The sequence below is a fragment of the Barrientosiimonas endolithica genome (assembly GCF_030296655.1).
Taxonomy (GTDB): Bacteria; Actinomycetota; Actinomycetes; order Actinomycetales; family Dermatophilaceae; genus Barrientosiimonas; species Barrientosiimonas humi.
In genome coordinates, this window is record NZ_AP027735.1 from 3,089,068 (window position 1) to 3,107,157 (window position 18,090).

Here is an 18,090-nt window from a genome sequence, read left to right on the forward strand (position 1 = left end):
TCGCGCCAGGCCCGCCCGCAGCCCCTGCAGCCGCAGGGTGCCGGCGACCACCAGGTCGCTGATCAGCACGCCGACGTCACGGTGCCCCATCCCGACCAGGAAGTCGGCCACCGTCTCGCCCGCGCGCACCTCGTCGGGAGCCACCGACGGGTGCGCGTCGTCGGCGTCGTAGCAGTTGGCCAGCACGGTCGGCAGCCCGACGCCGGGCACCTCGCCGACCTCGCGCAGCGACATCGCCGCGTAGAGGAGCCCGTCGACCCGGCGGTAGCGCAGCTCCTCGGCGGCCTGCGCCTCGAGGGCCGGCCGCTCCTGGCTGTCGAAGACCGCCACCAGGTGGCCGCGCTCGCGCGCCCGGTCGGCCGCCCCGCCGAGCAGCTGTCCGGCGAACGGGCTGGTCGCGATGGCGTCGGTGATCAGGCCGACCATCTGGGTGCGCTGGGTGCGCAGGCTGCGCGCGACCGGGTGCGGGACGTAGCCGAGCTCCTGCGCCGCCGCGAGGATGCGCTCGCGCGTGGCCGGCGCGATGTTGCCGGCGTCCTTGTCGTTGAGGACGAAGGACACGGCGGTGCGGGAGACGCCCGCCTTCTTCGCGACGTCAGCCGCGGTCGCCTCCCGCCTCGCCACGCGTCAGATCTTGGTGCCGGCCGAGCCGAGGTGCTGGCACGCCTCCACGACGCGGGCCGCCATGCCGGCCTCGGCCTCCTTGCCCCAGGTGCGCGGGTCGTACTGCTTCTTGTTGCCGACCTCGCCGTCGACCTTGAGCACGCCCTCGTAGTTGGTGAGCATGAAGCCGGCGACCGGGCGGGTGAAGGCGTACTGGGTGTCGGTGTCGACGTTCATCTTCACGACGCCGTAGGACACCGCCTCCTTGATCTCCTCGGCGGTCGAGCCCGACCCGCCGTGGAAGACCAGGTCGAACGGGCGGTCGCTCGCGCCCTGGCCGAGCTCCTTGGCCGCGGCCTCCTGGGCGGCCTTGAGGATCTCCGGGCGCAGCTTGACGTTGCCCGGCTTGTAGACGCCGTGCACGTTGCCGAAGGTCAGCGCCGTGAGGTAGCGGCCGTCCTCGCCCGAGCCGAGCGCCTTGATCGTGGCGATCGCGTCCTCGGGGGTGGTGTAGAGCTGGTCGTTGATCTCGTTGGCGACGCCGTCCTCCTCGCCGCCGACGACACCCACCTCGATCTCCAGGATCACGTTCGCGGCCTTCGCGAGGCCGAGCAGCTCCTCGGCGATCTGCAGGTTCTCCTCCAGCGGCACCGCGGAGCCGTCCCACATGTGCGACTGGAAGTAGGGCAGCCCGCCGTTCTTCACCCGCTCGGTCGAGGCGGCCAGCAGCGGCCGGACGAAGCCGTCGAGCTTGTCCTTGGGGCAGTGGTCGGTGTGCAGCGCGATGTTGATGTCGTAGCTCTTCGCGACCTGCTCGGCGAACGCGGCCAGCCCGAGCGAGCCCGCCACCATGTCCTTGACCGTCGGGCCGGACCAGTACTCCGCGCCGCCGGTCGACACCTGGATGATGCCGTCGCTCTCGGCCTCGGCGAACCCGCGGATCGCGGCGTTGAGCGTCTGGCTGCTGCTGACGTTGATGGCCGGGTAGGCGAAGCCGTCCTTCTTGGCACGGTCGAGCATCTCGGCGTACGCCTCGGGCGTGGCGATCGGCATGGCACCTTCCTCAGGGGTCGTGACGGTCGGTCGTCGGGCTCAGTCTTCCACGCGCGCGGGCAGGACCCGCGCGACACCCGACAAAGCGCGGGGCGGACAGGAATCCCTGTCCGCCCCGCGCATTCGGGAGGTCGTCGGCGATCAGAAGATCGGCTTGCCGCCGGTCACGCCCAGCACCGTGCCCGAGACGTAGCTCGCGTCGGCGGGCGAGGCGAGGAAGACGTACGCCGGGGCGCACTCCGCGGGCTGGCCCGCCCGGCCGAGGGGCGTGTCCCCGCCGAACTGCTCCAGCTTCTCGGCCTCCTGGGTCGCCGGCTGCAGCGGCGTCCAGATGGGGCCGGGGCAGACGGCGTTGACGCGGATGCCGCGCTCGCCGAGGTGGGCCGCCATGTTGACCGTGAAGTTGTTGATCGCGGCCTTGGTCGCGGCGTAGTCGATGAGCGTGTCGGACGGCTCGAACGCCTGGATCGAGCTGGTGTTGATGATGCTCGAGCGCTCGCCGAGGTGCGGCAGCGACTCCTGGGTGATCCAGAACATCGCCGTGAGGTTGGTGGTGAACGTGCGGTCGATGCGGTCGGTGGCGACCTGCTCGAACTCCTCGTCGCGGGCGTACTGGAACGCCGCGTTGTTGACGACGACGTCGAGCCCGCCGAGCTCGTCGACGGTCCGCTGCGGCAGCGAGCGGGCGTACTTCTCCTCGCGCAGGTCGCCGGGCAGCAGCAGCACGCGACGGCCGGCCTTCTCGACCCAGCCGGCGGTGTCCTCGGCGTCGTCCTGCTCCTCCGGCATGTACGACAGCGCCACGTCGGCGCCCTCGCGGGCGTACGCGATCGCGACCGCGCGGCCGATGCCGCTGTCGCCGCCGGTGATCAGGGCGACCATGCCCTCGAGCTTGCCGTGGCCCTCGTAGGACGACTCGCCGTGGTCGGGCACCGGGTCCATCGCGGTCGTGCTGCCGGGCGGCTCCTGCTGCTGGGCGGGGAAACCGCCCTCGCTGTTGACCCGCTCCTCGGCGTTCTTGACGACATCGGGCTTGCGGACGGACATGGGTGGACTCGCTCCTTCGCGATCAGACGGGTAGGTCTTGCGTCGTCACGCTAGGTCGGGTCCGGCCGCGGGCGGTACCCACTCAGGGGCGGGAGATCGCCTCGTCCTCCGGCTTGCCCGGGCCGACGACCTCGGCTCGGTTGCGCCAGGTCTCGACGTAGCCCGGCACCGGCACGTCGCCCTGCACGAACACCGGGTCGACGCCCGAGGAGCGCTGCTGCTGGTAGTGCTTGAGCAGCCGGAAGGCCACCGCCGACAGCAACGCGATCGAGATCAGGTTGACCAGCGCCATCGCGCCCATGATCGCGTCGGCGAACGCCCACACGACGTCGGCCGAGAGCACCGCGCCGACGAGCACCGCGAGGCACGCGACCGCCCGGAACGCCGCGAGCAGCGTGCGGTCGTTCTTGATGAACTCCAGGTTCGACTCGCCGTAGTAGTAGTTGCCGATGATCGAGCTGAACGCGAGCAGGAAGACGATCATCGCGAGCAGCCAGCCGGCCCAGTCGCCGAGACCCTGGGTGACCGCGCCGTACGTCAGGTCGATGCCCGCGCTCGCGGCGCCGTAGTCCTGCTCGGAGGACAGGATGATGAAGGCGGTGATCGAGCAGACGATGAGCGTGTCGAAGTAGACGCCCAGGGTCTGCACCAGACCCTGCTTCACCGGGTGGGTCACGGCGGCGCTCGCGCCGGCGTTGGGCGCCGAGCCCAGACCCGCCTCGTTGGAGAACATGCCGCGCTTGACGCCGGCGAGGATGACCGTGCCGACCGCCGCGCCGGTCACCGAGTTGGCGGTGAAGGCGTCGCTGACGATGTCGCTGATCATCTGCGGGACGTTGCCGATGTTCTGGATCACGATGACCAGGCCGACGGCCAGGTAGAGCAGCGCCATGACGGGCACGACCGCCTGGGTCACGTGGGCGATGCGGCGGATGCCGCCGAAGACGACGAGGCCGGTGAGCACCGCGAGCGCGATGCCGACGCCCCAACCGAGGCCGGACCCCTCGTAGCCGGAGGTCGAGCTCAGCGTGCCGGAGATGGTGTTGGCCTGCAGCGAGGAGAACGCCAGCGGGAAGCAGATCAGCAGGATGATCGCGAACAGGATGCCCACCCAGCGCCGGCCGAGGCCGTACTGCATGTAGTAGGCCGGGCCACCGCGGTAGCCGTCCTTGTCACGCACCTTGTAGAGCTGCCCGAGGGTCGACTCCACGAAGCTGGACGCGCCACCGATCGTGGCCATCAGCCACATCCAGAAGACCGCGCCCGGGCCGCCGAGGGTGATGGCGGTGCCGACGCCGGCGATGTTGCCGACGCCGACGCGCGAGGCGGCCGAGACGGTGAACGCCTGGAACGCCGAGATCGACTGGGCCTCGCCCTGCGCGTTGCGCGGGGTGGGGTCGCGCAGGGTGCGCAGCATCGCCGGCAGCAGGCGCACCTGCACCACGCTGGTGCGGATCGTGAAGTAGAGACCGAGCACCACCACGACGGGCAGCACGATCCAGCTCCAGAAGAGGTCGCCGTTGTCGGCGATGAATGTCTGGACGTCGTCCATGCCGCGAGACGCTACAAGCGATCGGTCGGCCGCGGAGCGCCGGGGCCGAAACCTTCTCGATCCGGCACCTGGCCGAACACGTGCCGACGCACCCACGCGTGCATCGCGATCGCCCCCGCGGCGCCGGCGTTGATCGACCGGGTCGAGCCGAACTGCCCGATGTGCAGCACCACCTCGCACGCCTCGCGCATCGGCTCGCTCAGGCCAGGCCCCTCCTGGCCGAGCACGAGCACGCACGCGGCGGGCAGGTCATACGTCTCCAGCGGCTTCGAGCCCGGAAGGTTGTCGATGCCGACGAGCGGCAGCGAGCCCTCGCGGGCGGCCCAGTCGGCGAGGTCGGCGGCGGTCGAGTGGTGGTGCTCGTGCTGGTAGCGGTCGGTCACCATCGCGCCGCGGCGGTTCCACCGGCGGCGGCCGACGATGTGGAAAGCCTTGGCGTTGAACGCGTTCGCGGTGCGGATGATCGAGCCGATGTTGAAGTCGTGCTGCCAGTTCTCGACCGCGACGTGGAACGGGTGCCGCCGCGAGTCAAGGTCGGCGACGATCGCCTCGTGGGTCCAGTACCGGTAGTGGTCGGCCACGTTGCGCCGGTCGCCGGCGCGCAGCAGCTCGGGGTCGAAGCGCGGGTCGGGCGACCCGTCGGGCAGCCGGGGCGCCTCCCCTCCCACGGCCCCACGCCCACCTCCTGTTCCATGGCAGTCGAGGGTAGGGGAGGGCGGGCACGCGTCTCGTCGACGATGCCGGCCGGGTGAGCCTGCGAGCCCGGCCGGAGGAGGAGACGGGACAGAGGTCGTCGGCGTCTCGTCGACGATGCCGGCCGGGTGAGCCTGCGAGCCCGGCCGGAGGAGGAGACGGGACAAAGGGTTAACGCGCCAGCGGGAGGTCCTGGGCGAGGGGCGGGATGCCGTCGGTGGCGTCGCAGACCCGCGCCTGGTTGCCGGCGCCGTCGCCGAGCAGCCACCAGTCGGGGGCGCGGCTGTCGTCGAGCAGCGAGCCGCCGGCGTCGAGGGCGGCGCGCACGCGGTCGCCGGAGGGGGTGTCGCCGGTGGGCACGTTCACGCGGTACCGGGTCTGGCCCGCGTCGTCGGTGAAGGTGACGGTCTCGTGGTCGGTGGACAGGTCGACCGAGGCGCCGGGCTCGATGCCGGCGACCGCGGTCCAGAACTGCACCGACCCGGGCGGCACCGGGGCGTCGTCGGCGAAGCGCAGGTCGGCCGCGCCCTGGGCGGACAGGCCCTGCTCGCGCGCGAGGCCGCTGATCGTGCGGGCGAGGTCGAGGTCTCGGTCGGTGACCTTGCCGACGTCGTGACTGACCGAGCGCACCGTCACGTGGTCGAAGCGCAGGTCGACGTCGGGGTGGTGGTTCGCCCGGTCGGCCGCCTCGCCGATGGCCTGCACGAACCGCACGCCCGCGGCGAAGTCGTCGGTGGAGAAGGTCGCCACGATCGCGGTGCCGGCCCGGTTCCAGTCGGGCAGGTCGAGCGCCGGACGGTCGTCGCTGCTCTGGGAGCTCATGCTCCGACCCTAGGGCTCGCGCGCCCGGCTGCGGCAGGTCTTCACCGACCGTTCACCGGTCCGGCTCAGCCACCCGCCGCGAGGCGGGTGGCGCGGGCGGCGAGATCGGCGTACGCCCGGCGCAGCTCGTCGGGTCCCTCCACCTCGAACTCCACGGGCAGGCGCAGCAGCCACCACGCGACGTCCTCGATGCGCTCGCTGCCGGCGCGCAGCCGCGTGGTCTGGGCGTCGACCTCCTCCAGGTCGGCCCAGGAGCCGATGTCGGTGCGGGCCTGCTCGAGCGGCAGGCGCACGAGCACGCTCGCGCTGGCCGGCCAGGCCGAGCCGACCGAGCGCAGGATGTAGTCCTCGGGGTCGGGGCACTCGCGCGGGCTGAAGGTGAAGGTGCTGGTGCGCGCCGCGCCGATGCGGTCGATGCGGAACGAGCGCCAGTCGTCGCGGTCGAGGTCGAACGCCATGAGGTACCACCGGCGGCCGGTGGCGACGAGGTGATAGGGCTCGATGCGCCGCTCGCTCGCGGTGCCGTCGCGCGCGACGTAGTCGAGCCGGGCCTGCACCGACTCGCGGATGGCGCGGGCCAGGACGAGCAGCACCTCGGGGTCGACCTCGACGGGGTGAAGCTCCAGCGTCACCGTGGCGTCCTGCACCGCCGCGACCTGGGCGCGCAGCGGCGCGGGCAGGACCTGGTCGAGCTTGGCCATGGTGCGCACGGCGGCCTCCCCACCCCGGCGACCGTGCCGCCGGCGGCCAGGCGCAGGCACACGGCCACCGCGACGGCCTCCTCGGTGTCGAGCAGCAGCGGCGGGAGCGCCTTGCCGGCGCCGAGCTGATATCCGCCGCCGACGCCGTGCGAGGCGTGCACGGGGTAGCCCAGCTGGCGCAGGCGCTCGACGTCGCGGCGCACGCTGCGAGTCGTCACCCCGAGGCGGGCGGCGAGCTCCGGGCCGCTCCATACCGGGCGGGCCTGCAACAGGCCGAGGAGCTGCAGCACGCGCGCGGTGGTGTCGGGCATGACGCCATTGTGCGCCCGCGTGCGGACAGCCGCTGTCCGCTAGGAGGACTCCGACTCGGCGGTGGCCGACCCGGCCGGCGGCGCGTCGCTGGGTGCGGGGCCGGACGGGGATGAGCCGGGCGCGTCACCCGGCGCGGAGCCGGACGGAGAGTCGGTCGGGGCCGGCGCCGGGGTCATCGACTCGGTCTCGGTCGACCCGGGGACCGGCATCGACGGCTGCGCGGGCGGCGGCACCACCGGCACGGCGTCGCGCTGTGGCAGCCACTGGGTGTGCAGCCGGCCGAGGGTGCCGTTGTCCTGCAGCTTGCCGATGGCCTGGTTGACGCAGCTGGTGAGCGACGAGCCCTTGGGCAGCACCGCGCCGATGCGCTCGGGGGCCGGTCGAGCCGGCCGACCAGCACGCCGTTGTCGAGCACGGTGTTGGCGAGGAACGTCGCGGTCGGCAGGTCGGCGACGACCCCGTCGATCTGCTTGGCGCCGAGCGCCTCGCCCGCCTTGGCGATGCTCGGGTAGGCGACGGCCGGGGTCGTGGGCTTCAGCACCTGCTGGATCGCGGCGAGCGAGGTCGTCTGCTCCGACGCGCCGAGCCTGGCCGAGCGCAGCTCGGCCTCGGTGGTGCCCCCGTCGATCGGGCTGCCTTCGTACGTCAGCAGCGCGTGGCGTACTTCGGCGTAGCTGACCGACATGTCGACGACCTGGGTGCGCTGGGGCGTGATCGACACCTCCGCGAGCGCCAGGTCGAACGGCTTCTCGCCGCTGCCGACGATCTGCCCGAACGGCACCCGCTTCCAGCGCACGTCGCGCGGGTCGAAGCCGAGCTGCTGACCGATGCGGAAGGCGAGCGCGGACTCGAACCCCTGGCCGTTGCCGGGCTCGTTGCCGACGAACCACGGGGCGTACGCCGGGTCGAAGGTCGCGACCGTGAGCGTGCCCGGGTTGATGGTCTTCAGCTGCTGCCCTCCGCAGACGGCAGCCGTGCGGGTGCTGGAGGAGCTGGTGCCGGTGCTGCTCGAGGTGGTCGTGCAGGCCGCCAGCAGCAGGGCCACCGATCCGGCCGCGAGAGTGCGCACCGCGCGGCCTGCCGTCGTCATGGGTGCGACCTTAGCCCGCGTGGCTCGACGTCTCGTGATGCACACGCTCGGGTGGGCTCGTCGAACCCGGCCGGCGGCGCGAGCCCGGCCGGCAGCCGCGAGCTGGGCGTGGCTCCGGGCCGGCGGTGACTACCCGTCCGACAGGTCTCCCCGGTGGACCTGGCGAACGGGTAGTCCTCCCGCGGGTCGTGGCGGTGCGGGAACCCGGCGGCGCGAGGAACGCCCGGACGAAGCGACGCCCGGACGAGCGGCGGGGACGTGGCGAGGGGCTGGGCCCCCTCCAGTCGCCCAGCCCCTCGCGCCGACCCCCTGGGCCGTGCTGGTGTTGCACCCGTAGAGACGCACTGACCCCGCCAGGGGTTGCACCGGCTGCCGGAAATATCTCCGGCGTCTCGGTCAGTGGTCGCCTCAGGCGGCCGGCGGGTAGTTCAGCACCACCCGGCCGGTGACCTTGGCGGCCTCGCCCAGCGCCACCCGCTTGTTGGCGGCCGGGCTGCCCTGGTCGCCGGCGACCACGGCGACGAGGACGTTGTTCACCCGGGTGACGACGGCGTACTCCGTGCCGTTGGTCAGCGTCCGGCTGAACCGGGTCGAGTCGACCTGGCGCCACCCTTCCTGCAGGGTGCACTGCGTGCCGTCGGTGGTGATCGCGTTGAGCGCCTTGGCGCCGCTCGTCCAGCCGGTCACGGTGACGCTGGCGTTGCGCGAGCCGAGCGAGCCGTCGCCGGAGTAGTACGCCCACTGCCGGCCGGCCACCGGGCTGATGCCGTCCGGGTTGCCCGGGTCGCAGGCCATCGCGCCGGTGACGGCGGGCATGTTGGCGTACTGGCCGCTGTCGTACTGCTGCGGCATGCCCGCCACCCTCGCCGAGGCGTAGTTCGGGATGGTGTAGGCGTTCTCGGTGCTGCCGCCGTCGGAGCTGCCGTCGGCCGAGGCGCTGGTGGCGACGACGCCGCCGGCGAGGACGGCTGCCGTGGCGGTCGCCGCTGCGCCGCGGACGAGTCGGGTCCTGGTGCTGGTTCGAGCCTTCATCGTGGTTCCCCTTGTCAGTGGTCGCGCGCCCCTGACGCGCTGACCTCAGGCTGGCGCGCCGGCCGCGCGCAGGGGAACCCCGGAGAGAGTTCTCTCGCCGAGCCAACCGGCGGGGGCGGGCGCCGACCGGTGGGGGCGTCAGGCCAGGCCGAGGTCGGCGAGGCCGTACGCCGCGAGGTAGGTCGGCACCTGCTCCTCGACCTTCTCGCGTGCGCCGGTGGCGCGGTCGGCGATCACGGCGACCCCGACGACCTCGGCCCCGTCCTCGCGGCACGCGGCGACGGCCTCCAGCGCCGACCCACCCGTGGTGCTCGTGTCCTCGACGACCAGCACGCGCCGGCCGGAGATCGACGGGCCCTCGATGCGCCGCTGCAGACCGTGCGCCTTGCCGGCCTTGCGCACGACGAACGCGTCGAGCGCCTGCCCGTCGGCCGCCGCGGCGTGCAGCATCGCGGTGGCCACGGGGTCGGCGCCCATGGTGAGCCCGCCCACGGCGTCGTACTCCAGGTCGGCGGTCAGCTCGCGCATCACCCGGCCGACCAGCGGGGCCGCCGCCCCGGAGAGCGTGACGCGCCGCAGGTCGACGTAGACGTCGGCCTTCGCGCCCGAGGACAGCGTCACCTCGCCCCGCACGATCGCGTCGTCCTTGATGATCTGCAGCAGCGTGTCGCGGTCGGTCACGCCGGCCAGTGTCTCAGGTCCGGTTCGGCCGGTGCCGGGCGACGATGCCCTGGCGGCGCAGCAGCGAGCGCGGCGCGATCCGCAGCAGCGGCACGATGACCTTGTACTGCGCGCCCGGCACGGACAGGGTGCGCCCCTTGTCGACGTCGGTGAGCGCGTCGCGCACGAGCTTGTCGGCGCTCAGCCACATCGCCTTCGGGATCGCCGCGCCGTCGATGCCGGCGCGGTCGTGGAACTCGGTGCGGGTGAAGCCCGGCAGCAGCGCGGTCACCTGCACCCCGCTCCCCTGCAGCTCCGAGGCCAGCCCCTGGGAGAAGGACGTGAGATAGGACTTGGCGGCGGCGTACGTCCCCGACGACAGCCCGCCCGCGACCGACGAGACGTTGATGATCGTGCCGCGCCCGCGGTCGCGCATCGCGCGGGCGGCCGCGTGGCTGAGCACCACCGGCGCGCGCACGAGCAGGTCGAGCATCCGCTCCTCGTCGCCGATCTCGTTGCGCAGGAACGACTTCCGCAGACCGAAGCCCGCGTTGTTGACGAGCACGTCGATCGGCCGGGAGGGGTCGGAGAGCCGCTCGGCGACCCGGCCGAGCTGCTCGCGGTCGATGAGGTCGGCGGCCAGCACCTCCACCGTGATGCCGTACGCCGTCTGCAGCTCGTCGCGCAGCGCACCCAGGCGCGCCTCGTCGCGGGCGACCACCACGAGGTCGTCACCCCGCGCCGCCAGCTGCTCGCAGAAGGTCTTGCCGATGCCGGAGCTCGCGCCGGTCACCATCGCCGTCGTCATGGCCGCGAGTCTCGCACATGGACCTACCGCCCGGTAAGGATGCGTGTCAGACGACCCGCCTATGGTGCACCCCGTGCGCATCGCGACCTGGAACGTCAACTCCATCCGCAGCCGCATCGACCGCGTCGTGGGGGTGCTCGAGCGGCACGACCTCGACGTGCTGCTGGTGCAGGAGACCAAGTGCCGCGACGACCAGCTGCCGACCCAGCCGCTGGCCGACGCCGGTTACGACATCGCCCACTACGGCCTGAACCAGTGGAACGGCGTGGCGATCGTCTCCCGGGTCGGCATCGACGACGTCGAGCGCGGTTTCGCCGGCATGCCCGACTGGGGCGACCCGGCGGCGGCCGAGGCGCGGGCGATCGGCGCGACCTGCGGCGGGGTGCGCGTCTGGTCGCTCTACGTCCCCAACGGGCGCGAGCTGGACCACCCGCACTACGCGTACAAGCTCGACTGGCTGACCCACCTGCGCGACACCGCCGCGGGCTGGCTGGCCGACGACCCGCAGGCGCAGATCATGCTGGCCGGCGACTGGAACATCGCGCCGCTGGACGAGGACGTCTGGAGCGTGGCCCATTTCGCCGACAAGACCCACACCAGCGAGCCCGAGCGCGCGGCGTTCCGCGCGGTGGTCGACGCCGGGTTCGCCGACCTGACGAGGGCGCACACACCGGGGCCGGGGGTCTACACCTACTGGGACTACACCCAGCTGTCGTTCCAGAAGCGGCGCGGCATGCGCATCGACTTCGCCCTCGGCAGCCCCGCGCTGGCGGCCCGGGTCACCGGCGCGCAGATCGACCGCGAAGAGCGCAAGGGCAAGGGCGCGTCCGACCACGCGCCGGTCCTCGTCGATCTGGCCGACGCCGCGAGCTAGCCTCGCGTCCATGACCGAAGGCGATGAGCTGCACGACGTCGTCGTCGTCGGCGCCGGGTTCGCGGGCATCGCGATGGGGGTGGCGCTGAAGGCGTCCGGACGTGACTTCCTGATCCTCGAGAAGGCCGACGAGATCGGCGGCACCTGGCGGGAGAACCGCTACCCCGGCTGCGCGTGCGACGTGCCCGCGCACCTCTACTCGTTCTCGTTCGAGCCGAATCCCTACTGGTCCAAGACTTTTGCCGACGCCGACGAGATCCAGGACTACCTGCTCTACTGCGTCGAGAAGTACGCCCTCCGCCCCCACGTGCGCACCGACGCCACCGTGCAGCACGCGCGGTACGACGCCGCCACCGGCGTCTGGACCGTCACCGTCGCGTCCGCCTGGGGCGAGCTGCGTCAGCTGCGGGCCAGGGCGCTGGTGCTCGGGGTCGGGGCGCTGCACGAGCCGGTCGTCCCCGACCTGCCCGGCCTGGAGACCTTCGAGGGCGAGCTGCGGCACACCGCGACCTGGGACCGCGGGCTCAGCGTGCAGGGGCGCCGCGTCGGCGTGATCGGCACCGGCTCCAGCGGCGTGCAGATCATCCCGCCGCTCGCCGAGGACGCCGCGCACCTCACCGTCTTCCAGCGCACCCCGGCGTGGGTGCTGCCCCGCGACAACACCGACTACTCCGAGGCAACCATCGACCGCTTCGAGCGGCACCCGATGGTCATGCGGGCCCACCGCACCCAGCTGCGGGCCACGCACGACGCCCGCGGCCGCGCGTTCACCGACCACCCCGGCCTGCTCAGGGCCATGCAGCTGCGCGCCCGCCGCCACCTCGCCGCGGCCGTCTCCGACCCGACGCTGCGCGAGCGCCTCACCCCCGGATACACGATGGGCTGCAAGCGCATCCTGCTGTCCGACGACTACTACCCCGCGATGGCCCGGCCCGACGTCACGCTGGCCACCGACGCCATCGAGCGCGTCGAGCCGCGGGCGGTCGTCACCGCCGACGGCACCCGGCACGAGGTCGACTTCCTCGTGCTGGCAACAGGTTTCGACCCGATCGGCTCCTACCGCTACCTCGGCGTGACGGGCCTCGACGGGCGGGTGCTCGGGCAGGAGTTCGCGCACGACGCGCAGACCTACCTCGGCGTGACGGTGCCGGCCTTCCCCAACCTGTTCGTGCTGCTCGGCCCGAACACCCTGCTCGGACACACCTCCGTGCTGCTGATGCTCGAGGCCCAGGTCGCGCTCACGATGCGGCTGCTCGACGAGCGCGACCGGCGCGGCGCCCGCGCGGTGCAGGTGCGCCCCGAGGTCGTGCCGGGCTTCATGGCCGAGATCGACCGCCGCAGCGAGGGTTCGGTGTGGGAGTCCGGCTGCCACAGCTGGTATCTCGACGACGCCGGCCGCAACCGTACGCTCTGGCCCGGCTCGGTCCGGGAGTACGAGCGCCGACTGACCCGCCCCGAGCTGGTCGACTACACCTTCGGCTGACCAGGGGCGCCGCTCCTCTCCGGGGGCGGCGGGTCAGTCGAGGGCGGTGTGGTGGGCGACGCGCTGGCGGCCCAGCAGCAGCGACGCGGCGGCCGCGACGAGCGCGGCGATCGCCGCCCCGAGGAACACCGTCTGCACCTGCACGACGCCGGCGTCCTTGACCTGCTGCACCGTGGGGTTCTCCAGCGCCTGCACGGTGGCGTAGAACCGGTTGAGCCCGATCGCGGTGAGCAGCCCGAGGCCGACGACCATCCCGACCATCCGCGAGACGACGACCAGCGCGGCGGCGATGCCGTGGGCGTCGGCGGGGGCGTCGTCGAGCGCGGCGTCGTTGATCGGGGCGATCGAGAGCCCGATGCCGAGGCCGACCGCGGCCAGCACCACCGTCGCCCAGACCTGCGCGAGCGAGCCGGGCCCCCACGTCGACATCACCAGCATGCCCACGCCGGCGAGCGCCAGCCCGGGAGCGGCGACCAGACCCGGCCCGACCCGGCGCAGCAGCCAGCCGCCGGCCAGCGCACCGATCGGCACGGCGACCAGGAAGCGCACCAGGATCAGCGCCGCCTGCGTCTGGTCCTCTGTGACGGTCAGCCGCGCGAGGATCGGCACGTCGACGACGACGGCCACCAGCGCGACCCCGACCAGCGCCGAGGCGACCAGCGCGGGGCGCACCCGGCGCCGCACGACGCCGCGCGCGATCAGCGGCTGCGCGGCCGCACGGTGGCGCACCAGGTAGAGCCCGGCCGCGACGGCAGCCACCGGCAGCAGGGTCCAGCCGAGCGGGCCGATCACCTGCTTCTCCGGGTCGGCGGAGGCGAACGTCAGCACCAGGCACCCCAGCGCGACCGTCACGAGCAGCGCGCCGACGAGGTCGATGCGCCGCAGCACCGGCCAGACGAGCGGCGCGGCGAGCAGCACGGTCACCACCAGCGCGATGGCCCCCCACAGACCGATCTGGGTGAACAGGCGGGAGGTGTGGCCGGCGTACGGCACGAACGGCTCGCCCAGCGTGATGTCCTGCGTCAGCCGCTCCGGCGCCCACAGCGCCAGGCCGAGCAGCAGCAGCGTCGCGACGCCCGCGACCGCCGTGGCGGCCTTCCACAGCCGCGGCCGCGGCAGACGTACGCCCTCGCCGGACTCACCCGGAACCCTGGACTCGGCGTCGGCCGCGGAGCCGGGGTGCCCCGCCCCGCGACCCAGCACCAGCACCATCGCGCCGAGCACGATGCCCGCGATCGCGTTGAGCCAGAAGATCATTCGCCAGTCCCACACGGCCAGGACGGCTGCGCCGAGCAGCGGGCCGAGCACGCTGCCGATCTCCTGCACCGCCCCGACGACGCCGAGCGGCGTGCCGCGCTCGCCCGCCGGCCACAGCTGTGCCACGAGGGCCAGCGTGGCCGGCACGAGCCCGCCGCCGCCGATGCCCTGCAGCACCCGGCCGCCGACGAGCACGGGCAGCTCGACCGCGAGCGCCGTCGCGGCGGAGCCGATGACGAAGATCGCGAGGCAGCCGAGCAGCACCCGCTGGCGCGACACCAGGTCGGAGAGCCGACCGATGAGCGGCAGCACGGCGATGTAGCCGAGGAGGAAGCCGGAGATGATCGGCGTGGCCCGCTGCAGCGCGTCGATGCCGAGCCCGACCCCGGACATCATCTGCTCCAGCGCGAGCACGACGACATAGGTGTCGGCGGCCGCGAGGGCCACCGCCACCGACGCCGTGCCGAGCAGCGCCTTAGGCCGGGGGCTGGACGTCAACCTTCTTGCCGTACTGGTCGAGGCGCAGGATGTAGCTGGAGGTCGCGTCGTTGTAGAACGCGCCGGTGATCTTGGCCACGCGCAGCTCGTTCTTGTCGGTCAGGAGGTACTCGACCTGGTAGACGCGGCTCGGGTCGCCGATGGTGAGCACACTGGTCACGTCGGCGCCGAGCAGCTGGCCGGTGATGGGCGTGACGACCTCGCTGCCGTCGCGCCGCTCCTTGCCGAACGCGGCCTTGCGCGTCTTGGGCATCAGCGACGACAGACCCTTGTCGGGGGTGAACAGGGTGGCCGGGTTGGGCGCGCCGTAGGTCTTCGGGTCGATCTTGCGCATGTCGGGCCAGATCGGCAGCTTGGCCCACACGTCGTCGCCGATCGCGCGGATCGGCACGTTGGCCTCGATGCTGCCGACCTTCGCGGCGAAGGTGCCGCTGAAGTTGGGCTTGTTGCTGCCGTTGCCCTGGCCGCGCAGCAGTCCGCTGGCGTTCTGCGGGATGCCCTCCGAGGTCAGCGCGATGCGCATCCCCGACGTCTTGTCGACGACCGACTTGGCGGCGGCCAGCCGCGACATCGGCGACGCGGAGCTGCTCTCGGACTTGTCCCCACCACCCCCGCGCGAGTCGGCGCCCGAGCTGCAGGCGGTGATCGAGGAGAGGCACAGCAGCGCGGCGGCACCGGCCACCGCGCGCCTCGAGTGACGCATCGGCATGAAGCGAACCTATCTGGACGGACGGCGGGTCGCGGCTCGGACGTACCGGCGAGTCACTTCGGTTCCACCGACTGAGAAACGCACGCAGAAAGAGCGGCTGCCGTACGTCCTCGCACGGCAGCCGCTCCCTCGCCCGGTCCGGGGTCAGCCCTGTTGGCTCGACCCCTGGTCGGAGGTGTCCGACCCGTGGTCGGGCTGCTGGCCCTGCTGCTCCGACTCCCGGAACTCCTGCGGCGTGCGCAGCACCAGGCCGCCCTCGCCGACGTCGACGACGACCTTCTGGCCGTCCTTGACCTCGCCGGACAGCAGCTTGCGGGCCAGCCGGTCGCCGATCTCCTTCTGCACCAGGCGGCGCAGCGGCCGCGCGCCGTAGGCCGGGTCGAAGCCGACGTCGGCCAGCCAGTCGCGGGCGCCGGGCGTGAGCTCGAGGGTGATCCGGCGGTCGTCGACGCGCTTGCCGAGCTCATCGACCTGCAGGCCCACGATGTTGCCCAGCTCGTCCTTGGACAGCGGGTCGAAGATGACGATCTCGTCGAGCCGGTTGAGGAACTCCGGCTTGAACGCCTGCCGCACGGTGTCCATCACGGCCTTGCGCTTGGCCTCGTCGCTCATGTTGGGGTCGACGAGGTAGGAGCTGCCGAGGTTGGAGGTCATCACCAGGATCACGTTGCGGAAGTCGACCGTGCGGCCCTGGCCGTCGGTGAGCCGACCGTCGTCGAGCACCTGCAGCAGGATGTCGAAGGTCTCCGGGTGGGCCTTCTCGACCTCGTCGAGCAGCACCACGCAGTACGGCCGCCGGCGCACCGCCTCGGTGAGCTGACCGCCCTCCTCGTAGCCGACGTACCCCGGGGCGAGCCGATCAGCCGCGCCACGGCGTGCCGCTCGGAGTACTCCGACATGTCGATGCGCACCATCGCGCGCTCGTCGTCGAACAGGAAGTCGGCGAGCGACTTGGCCAGCTCGGTCTTGCCGACGCCGGTCGGGCCGAGGAACAGGAACGAGCCGGTCGGCCGGTTGGGGTCGGCGACGCCCGCCCGCGCCCGGCGTACGGCGTCGGCGACGGCCTCGACCGCGCCCAGCTGGCCGATGAGCCGCTGCCCGATGACGTCCTCCATCTTGAGCAGCTTGGCGGTCTCGCCCTCGAGCAGGCGGCCCGCCGGGATGCCGGTCCAGGAGGAGATCACGTCGGCGATGTCGTCGGCGGTCACCTCGTCCTTGACCATCGGCGCCTCGCCGCCGGCCGTGGAGGCCGTGGCCTCGGCGGCCTGGGCGTCCTCGAGCTGCTTCTCCAGCCCCGGCAGGTCGCCGTAGAGCAGCTTCGACGCGCCGCCGTAGTCGCCCTCGCGCTGCAGCCGGTCGGCCTGGGTGCGCAGCTCGTCGATCTTGGCCTTGAGGTCACCGACCTTGTTCAGGCCGGCCTTCTCCTGCTCCCACCGGGCGTTGAGCGCCGACAGTTCCTCCTGCTTGTCCGCGAGGTCGCTGCGCAGCTTGGCGAGCCGGTCGCGCGAGGCGTCGTCGGTCTCGTTCTCCAGGTGCAGCTCCTCCATCTTGAGCCGGTCCACCTGGCGGCGCAGCTGGTCGATCTCGACGGGCGAGGAGTCGATCTCCATGCGCAGCCGGGAGGCCGCCTCGTCGACGAGGTCGATCGCCTTGTCGGGCAGCTGCCGGCTCGTGATGTAGCGGTCGGAAAGGCTCGCGGCCGCCACCAGCGCGGAGTCGGAGATGGCCACCTTGTGGTGGGCCTCGTAGCGCTCCTTGAGCCCGCGCAGGATCGCGATGGTGTCCTCGACGCTGGGCTCGCCGACGAACACCTGCTGGAAGCGGCGCTCCAGCGCCGGGTCCTTCTCGATGTACTCGCGGTACTCGTCCAGCGTGGTCGCGCCGACCATCCGCAGCTCGCCGCGGGCCAGCATCGGCTTGAGCATGTTGCCGGCGTCCATCGCGCCGTCGCCCCCGCCGCCGGCCCCGACCATCGTGTGCAGCTCGTCGATGAAGGTGATGACCTGGCCGTCGGAGCTCTTGATCTCCTCGAGCACGGCCTTGAGCCGCTCCTCGAACTCGCCGCGGTACTTCGCGCCGGCGACCATCGAGCTCAGGTCGAGCGCCACCAGGCGCTTGTCGCGCAGCGACTCGGGCACGTCGCCCTCGACGATGCGCTGGGCCAGGCCCTCGACGACGGCGGTCTTGCCGACGCCCGGGTCACCGATGAGCACCGGGTTGTTCTTCGTCCGCCGGCTGAGCACCTGCACGACGCGCCGGATCTCGGAGTCGCGGCCGATGACCGGGTCGAGCTTGCCCTCCCGGGCCACGGCGGTCAGGTCGGTGCCGTACTTCTCCAGCGCCTCGAAGGTGCCCTCGGGCTCGGCGCTGGTCACCTTGGAGCCGCCGCGGGTGGCGGGGATGGCCGCCTCGAGAGCCTGCGCGTCGAGGCCGAAGTCGCCGGTGCGCGCGAGCGCGACCAGCAGGTGGTCGGTCGAGACGAACGAGTCGCCCATCGAGGACATCAGCTGACGCGCCTGCTCCATGACGTTGGCCAGGGCGCGCGACATCGACGGCTGCTGCACCGACGACCCTGCGGCCGTGGGGAGCTGCCGGATCGCGGCGTCAGCGGTCTGGCGCACCGCCGCGGGCGAGGTCCCGACGGCCTCGAGCAGCGGTGCGGTGGTGGTGTCGGTCTGGTCGGCGAGCGCCGCGAGCAGGTGGGCGGGCTCGACCTGCGGGTTGCCGTCGGTGGTCGCGCGGCGCACGGCCGCCGAGATGGCCTCCTGCGCCTTGGTGGTCAGCTGAAGATCCAAGGGTGCTCCTGGGGTGATCGAGACGGGTTCACTTGGTCCAACGAGCCAAAGTTGAGTCTATTCCGCTCAAGGCTGACTTTCTTGCTGCCGCGACCCTCGGC

The 18,090-nt window shown here is 72.5% G+C and carries 14 protein-coding genes and 3 pseudogenes; 2 read left to right on the forward strand and 15 right to left on the reverse strand.

The window, feature by feature from the left end; genetic code table 11:
• Positions 1–3: 3 nt before the first annotated feature.
• The 12 genes and pseudogenes from QUE40_RS19455 to QUE40_RS15720 form a co-directional block, all read right to left on the reverse strand.
• Positions 4–624, reverse strand: a pseudogene (locus QUE40_RS19455) (LacI family DNA-binding transcriptional regulator); the annotation flags it as partial.
• A gap of 3 nt (positions 625–627) precedes the next feature.
• Positions 628–1,656: a class II fructose-bisphosphate aldolase gene (gene fbaA / locus QUE40_RS15670; protein WP_289231532.1), complete on the reverse strand. Its 1,029-nt coding sequence runs from the start codon at positions 1,654–1,656 to the stop codon at positions 628–630.
• A 141-nt stretch (positions 1,657–1,797) separates the two neighbouring features.
• Positions 1,798–2,703: an SDR family oxidoreductase gene (locus QUE40_RS15675; protein WP_289231533.1), complete on the reverse strand. Its 906-nt coding sequence runs from the start codon at positions 2,701–2,703 to the stop codon at positions 1,798–1,800.
• Positions 2,704–2,785: 82 nt separating this feature from the next.
• The gene (locus QUE40_RS15680; RefSeq protein WP_289231534.1) at positions 2,786–4,255 is read right to left on the reverse strand and encodes an alanine/glycine:cation symporter family protein; all 1,470 of its coding nucleotides are present in this window, start codon (positions 4,253–4,255) and stop codon (positions 2,786–2,788) included.
• An 11-nt stretch (positions 4,256–4,266) separates the two neighbouring features.
• Positions 4,267–4,949: pseudogene (locus QUE40_RS15685) on the reverse strand (TrmH family RNA methyltransferase).
• A gap of 170 nt (positions 4,950–5,119) precedes the next feature.
• Entirely contained in the window at positions 5,120–5,770 is a 651-nt protein-coding gene (locus tag QUE40_RS15690) for a 4a-hydroxytetrahydrobiopterin dehydratase (protein WP_289231536.1), read from the reverse strand.
• Positions 5,771–5,835: 65 nt separating this feature from the next.
• On the reverse strand, positions 5,836–6,471 hold the full coding sequence (locus tag QUE40_RS15695; RefSeq protein WP_289233105.1) for a helix-turn-helix transcriptional regulator: 636 nt from the start codon (positions 6,469–6,471) through the stop codon (positions 5,836–5,838).
• Positions 6,399–6,782: a helix-turn-helix transcriptional regulator gene (locus QUE40_RS15700; protein ID WP_289231537.1), complete on the reverse strand. Its 384-nt coding sequence runs from the start codon at positions 6,780–6,782 to the stop codon at positions 6,399–6,401. The genes QUE40_RS15695 and QUE40_RS15700 overlap by 73 nt, the downstream gene beginning before the upstream one ends.
• 173 nt (positions 6,783–6,955) lie before the next feature.
• Entirely contained in the window at positions 6,956–7,873 is a 918-nt protein-coding gene (locus QUE40_RS15705) for a transporter substrate-binding domain-containing protein (protein ID WP_289231538.1), read from the reverse strand.
• Positions 7,874–8,281: 408 nt separating this feature from the next.
• The gene (locus QUE40_RS15710; RefSeq protein WP_289231539.1) at positions 8,282–8,905 is read right to left on the reverse strand and encodes a hypothetical protein; all 624 of its coding nucleotides are present in this window, start codon (positions 8,903–8,905) and stop codon (positions 8,282–8,284) included.
• 138 nt (positions 8,906–9,043) lie between these two features.
• Complete coding sequence (pyrE, locus tag QUE40_RS15715) at positions 9,044–9,586, reverse strand: orotate phosphoribosyltransferase (RefSeq protein WP_142006828.1); 543 nt, start codon at positions 9,584–9,586, stop codon at positions 9,044–9,046.
• A gap of 13 nt (positions 9,587–9,599) precedes the next feature.
• Positions 9,600–10,373, reverse strand: a complete 774-nt coding sequence (locus QUE40_RS15720) for an SDR family NAD(P)-dependent oxidoreductase (protein WP_289231540.1) — start codon at positions 10,371–10,373, stop codon at positions 9,600–9,602.
• A 73-nt stretch (positions 10,374–10,446) separates the two neighbouring features.
• Here QUE40_RS15720 and QUE40_RS15725 point away from each other — a divergent pair, with 73 nt between their 5' ends.
• Complete coding sequence (locus QUE40_RS15725; RefSeq protein ID WP_289231541.1) at positions 10,447–11,247, forward strand: exodeoxyribonuclease III; 801 nt, start codon at positions 10,447–10,449, stop codon at positions 11,245–11,247.
• 10 nt (positions 11,248–11,257) lie between these two features.
• The gene (locus QUE40_RS15730; protein ID WP_289231542.1) at positions 11,258–12,730 is read left to right on the forward strand and encodes a flavin-containing monooxygenase; all 1,473 of its coding nucleotides are present in this window, start codon (positions 11,258–11,260) and stop codon (positions 12,728–12,730) included.
• Between the two features lie 33 nt (positions 12,731–12,763).
• Here the strand turns inward: QUE40_RS15730 and QUE40_RS15735 are convergent, their stop codons facing one another.
• The 3 genes and pseudogenes from QUE40_RS15735 to clpB form a co-directional block, all read right to left on the reverse strand.
• Positions 12,764–14,485, reverse strand: coding sequence for an MFS transporter (locus QUE40_RS15735; protein WP_289231543.1), 1,722 nt, complete (start codon positions 14,483–14,485; stop codon positions 12,764–12,766).
• Positions 14,463–15,194 (reverse strand): LppX_LprAFG lipoprotein, encoded by a 732-nt coding sequence (locus tag QUE40_RS15740; RefSeq protein WP_289231544.1) that lies wholly within the window; start codon positions 15,192–15,194, stop codon positions 14,463–14,465. The genes QUE40_RS15735 and QUE40_RS15740 overlap by 23 nt, the downstream gene beginning before the upstream one ends.
• A 144-nt stretch (positions 15,195–15,338) precedes the next feature.
• Positions 15,339–17,989 (reverse strand): annotated as a pseudogene (gene clpB, locus QUE40_RS15745) (ATP-dependent chaperone ClpB).
• Positions 17,990–18,090 lie beyond the last annotated feature (101 nt).

What these genes read in the sequence shown, in the direction of transcription:
- QUE40_RS15740 (WP_289231544.1), bottom strand. Translation starts at nt 15,194, where the DNA reads ATGCCGATGCGTCACTCGAGGCGCGCGGTGGCCGGTGCCGCCGCGCTG.
- QUE40_RS15690 (WP_289231536.1), bottom strand. Translation starts at nt 5,770, where the DNA reads ATGAGCTCCCAGAGCAGCGACGACCGTCCGGCGCTCGACCTGCCCGAC.
- QUE40_RS15700 (WP_289231537.1), bottom strand. Translation starts at nt 6,782, where the DNA reads ATGCCCGACACCACCGCGCGCGTGCTGCAGCTCCTCGGCCTGTTGCAG.
- QUE40_RS15705 (WP_289231538.1), bottom strand. Translation starts at nt 7,873, where the DNA reads ATGACGACGGCAGGCCGCGCGGTGCGCACTCTCGCGGCCGGATCGGTG.
- QUE40_RS15695 (WP_289233105.1), bottom strand. Translation starts at nt 6,471, where the DNA reads ATGGCCAAGCTCGACCAGGTCCTGCCCGCGCCGCTGCGCGCCCAGGTC.
- QUE40_RS15710 (WP_289231539.1), bottom strand. Translation starts at nt 8,905, where the DNA reads ATGAAGGCTCGAACCAGCACCAGGACCCGACTCGTCCGCGGCGCAGCG.
- QUE40_RS15730 (WP_289231542.1), top strand. Translation starts at nt 11,258, where the DNA reads ATGACCGAAGGCGATGAGCTGCACGACGTCGTCGTCGTCGGCGCCGGG.
- QUE40_RS15720 (WP_289231540.1), bottom strand. Translation starts at nt 10,373, where the DNA reads ATGACGACGGCGATGGTGACCGGCGCGAGCTCCGGCATCGGCAAGACC.
- QUE40_RS15680 (WP_289231534.1), bottom strand. Translation starts at nt 4,255, where the DNA reads ATGGACGACGTCCAGACATTCATCGCCGACAACGGCGACCTCTTCTGG.
- QUE40_RS15675 (WP_289231533.1), bottom strand. Translation starts at nt 2,703, where the DNA reads ATGTCCGTCCGCAAGCCCGATGTCGTCAAGAACGCCGAGGAGCGGGTC.
- fbaA (WP_289231532.1), bottom strand. Translation starts at nt 1,656, where the DNA reads ATGCCGATCGCCACGCCCGAGGCGTACGCCGAGATGCTCGACCGTGCC.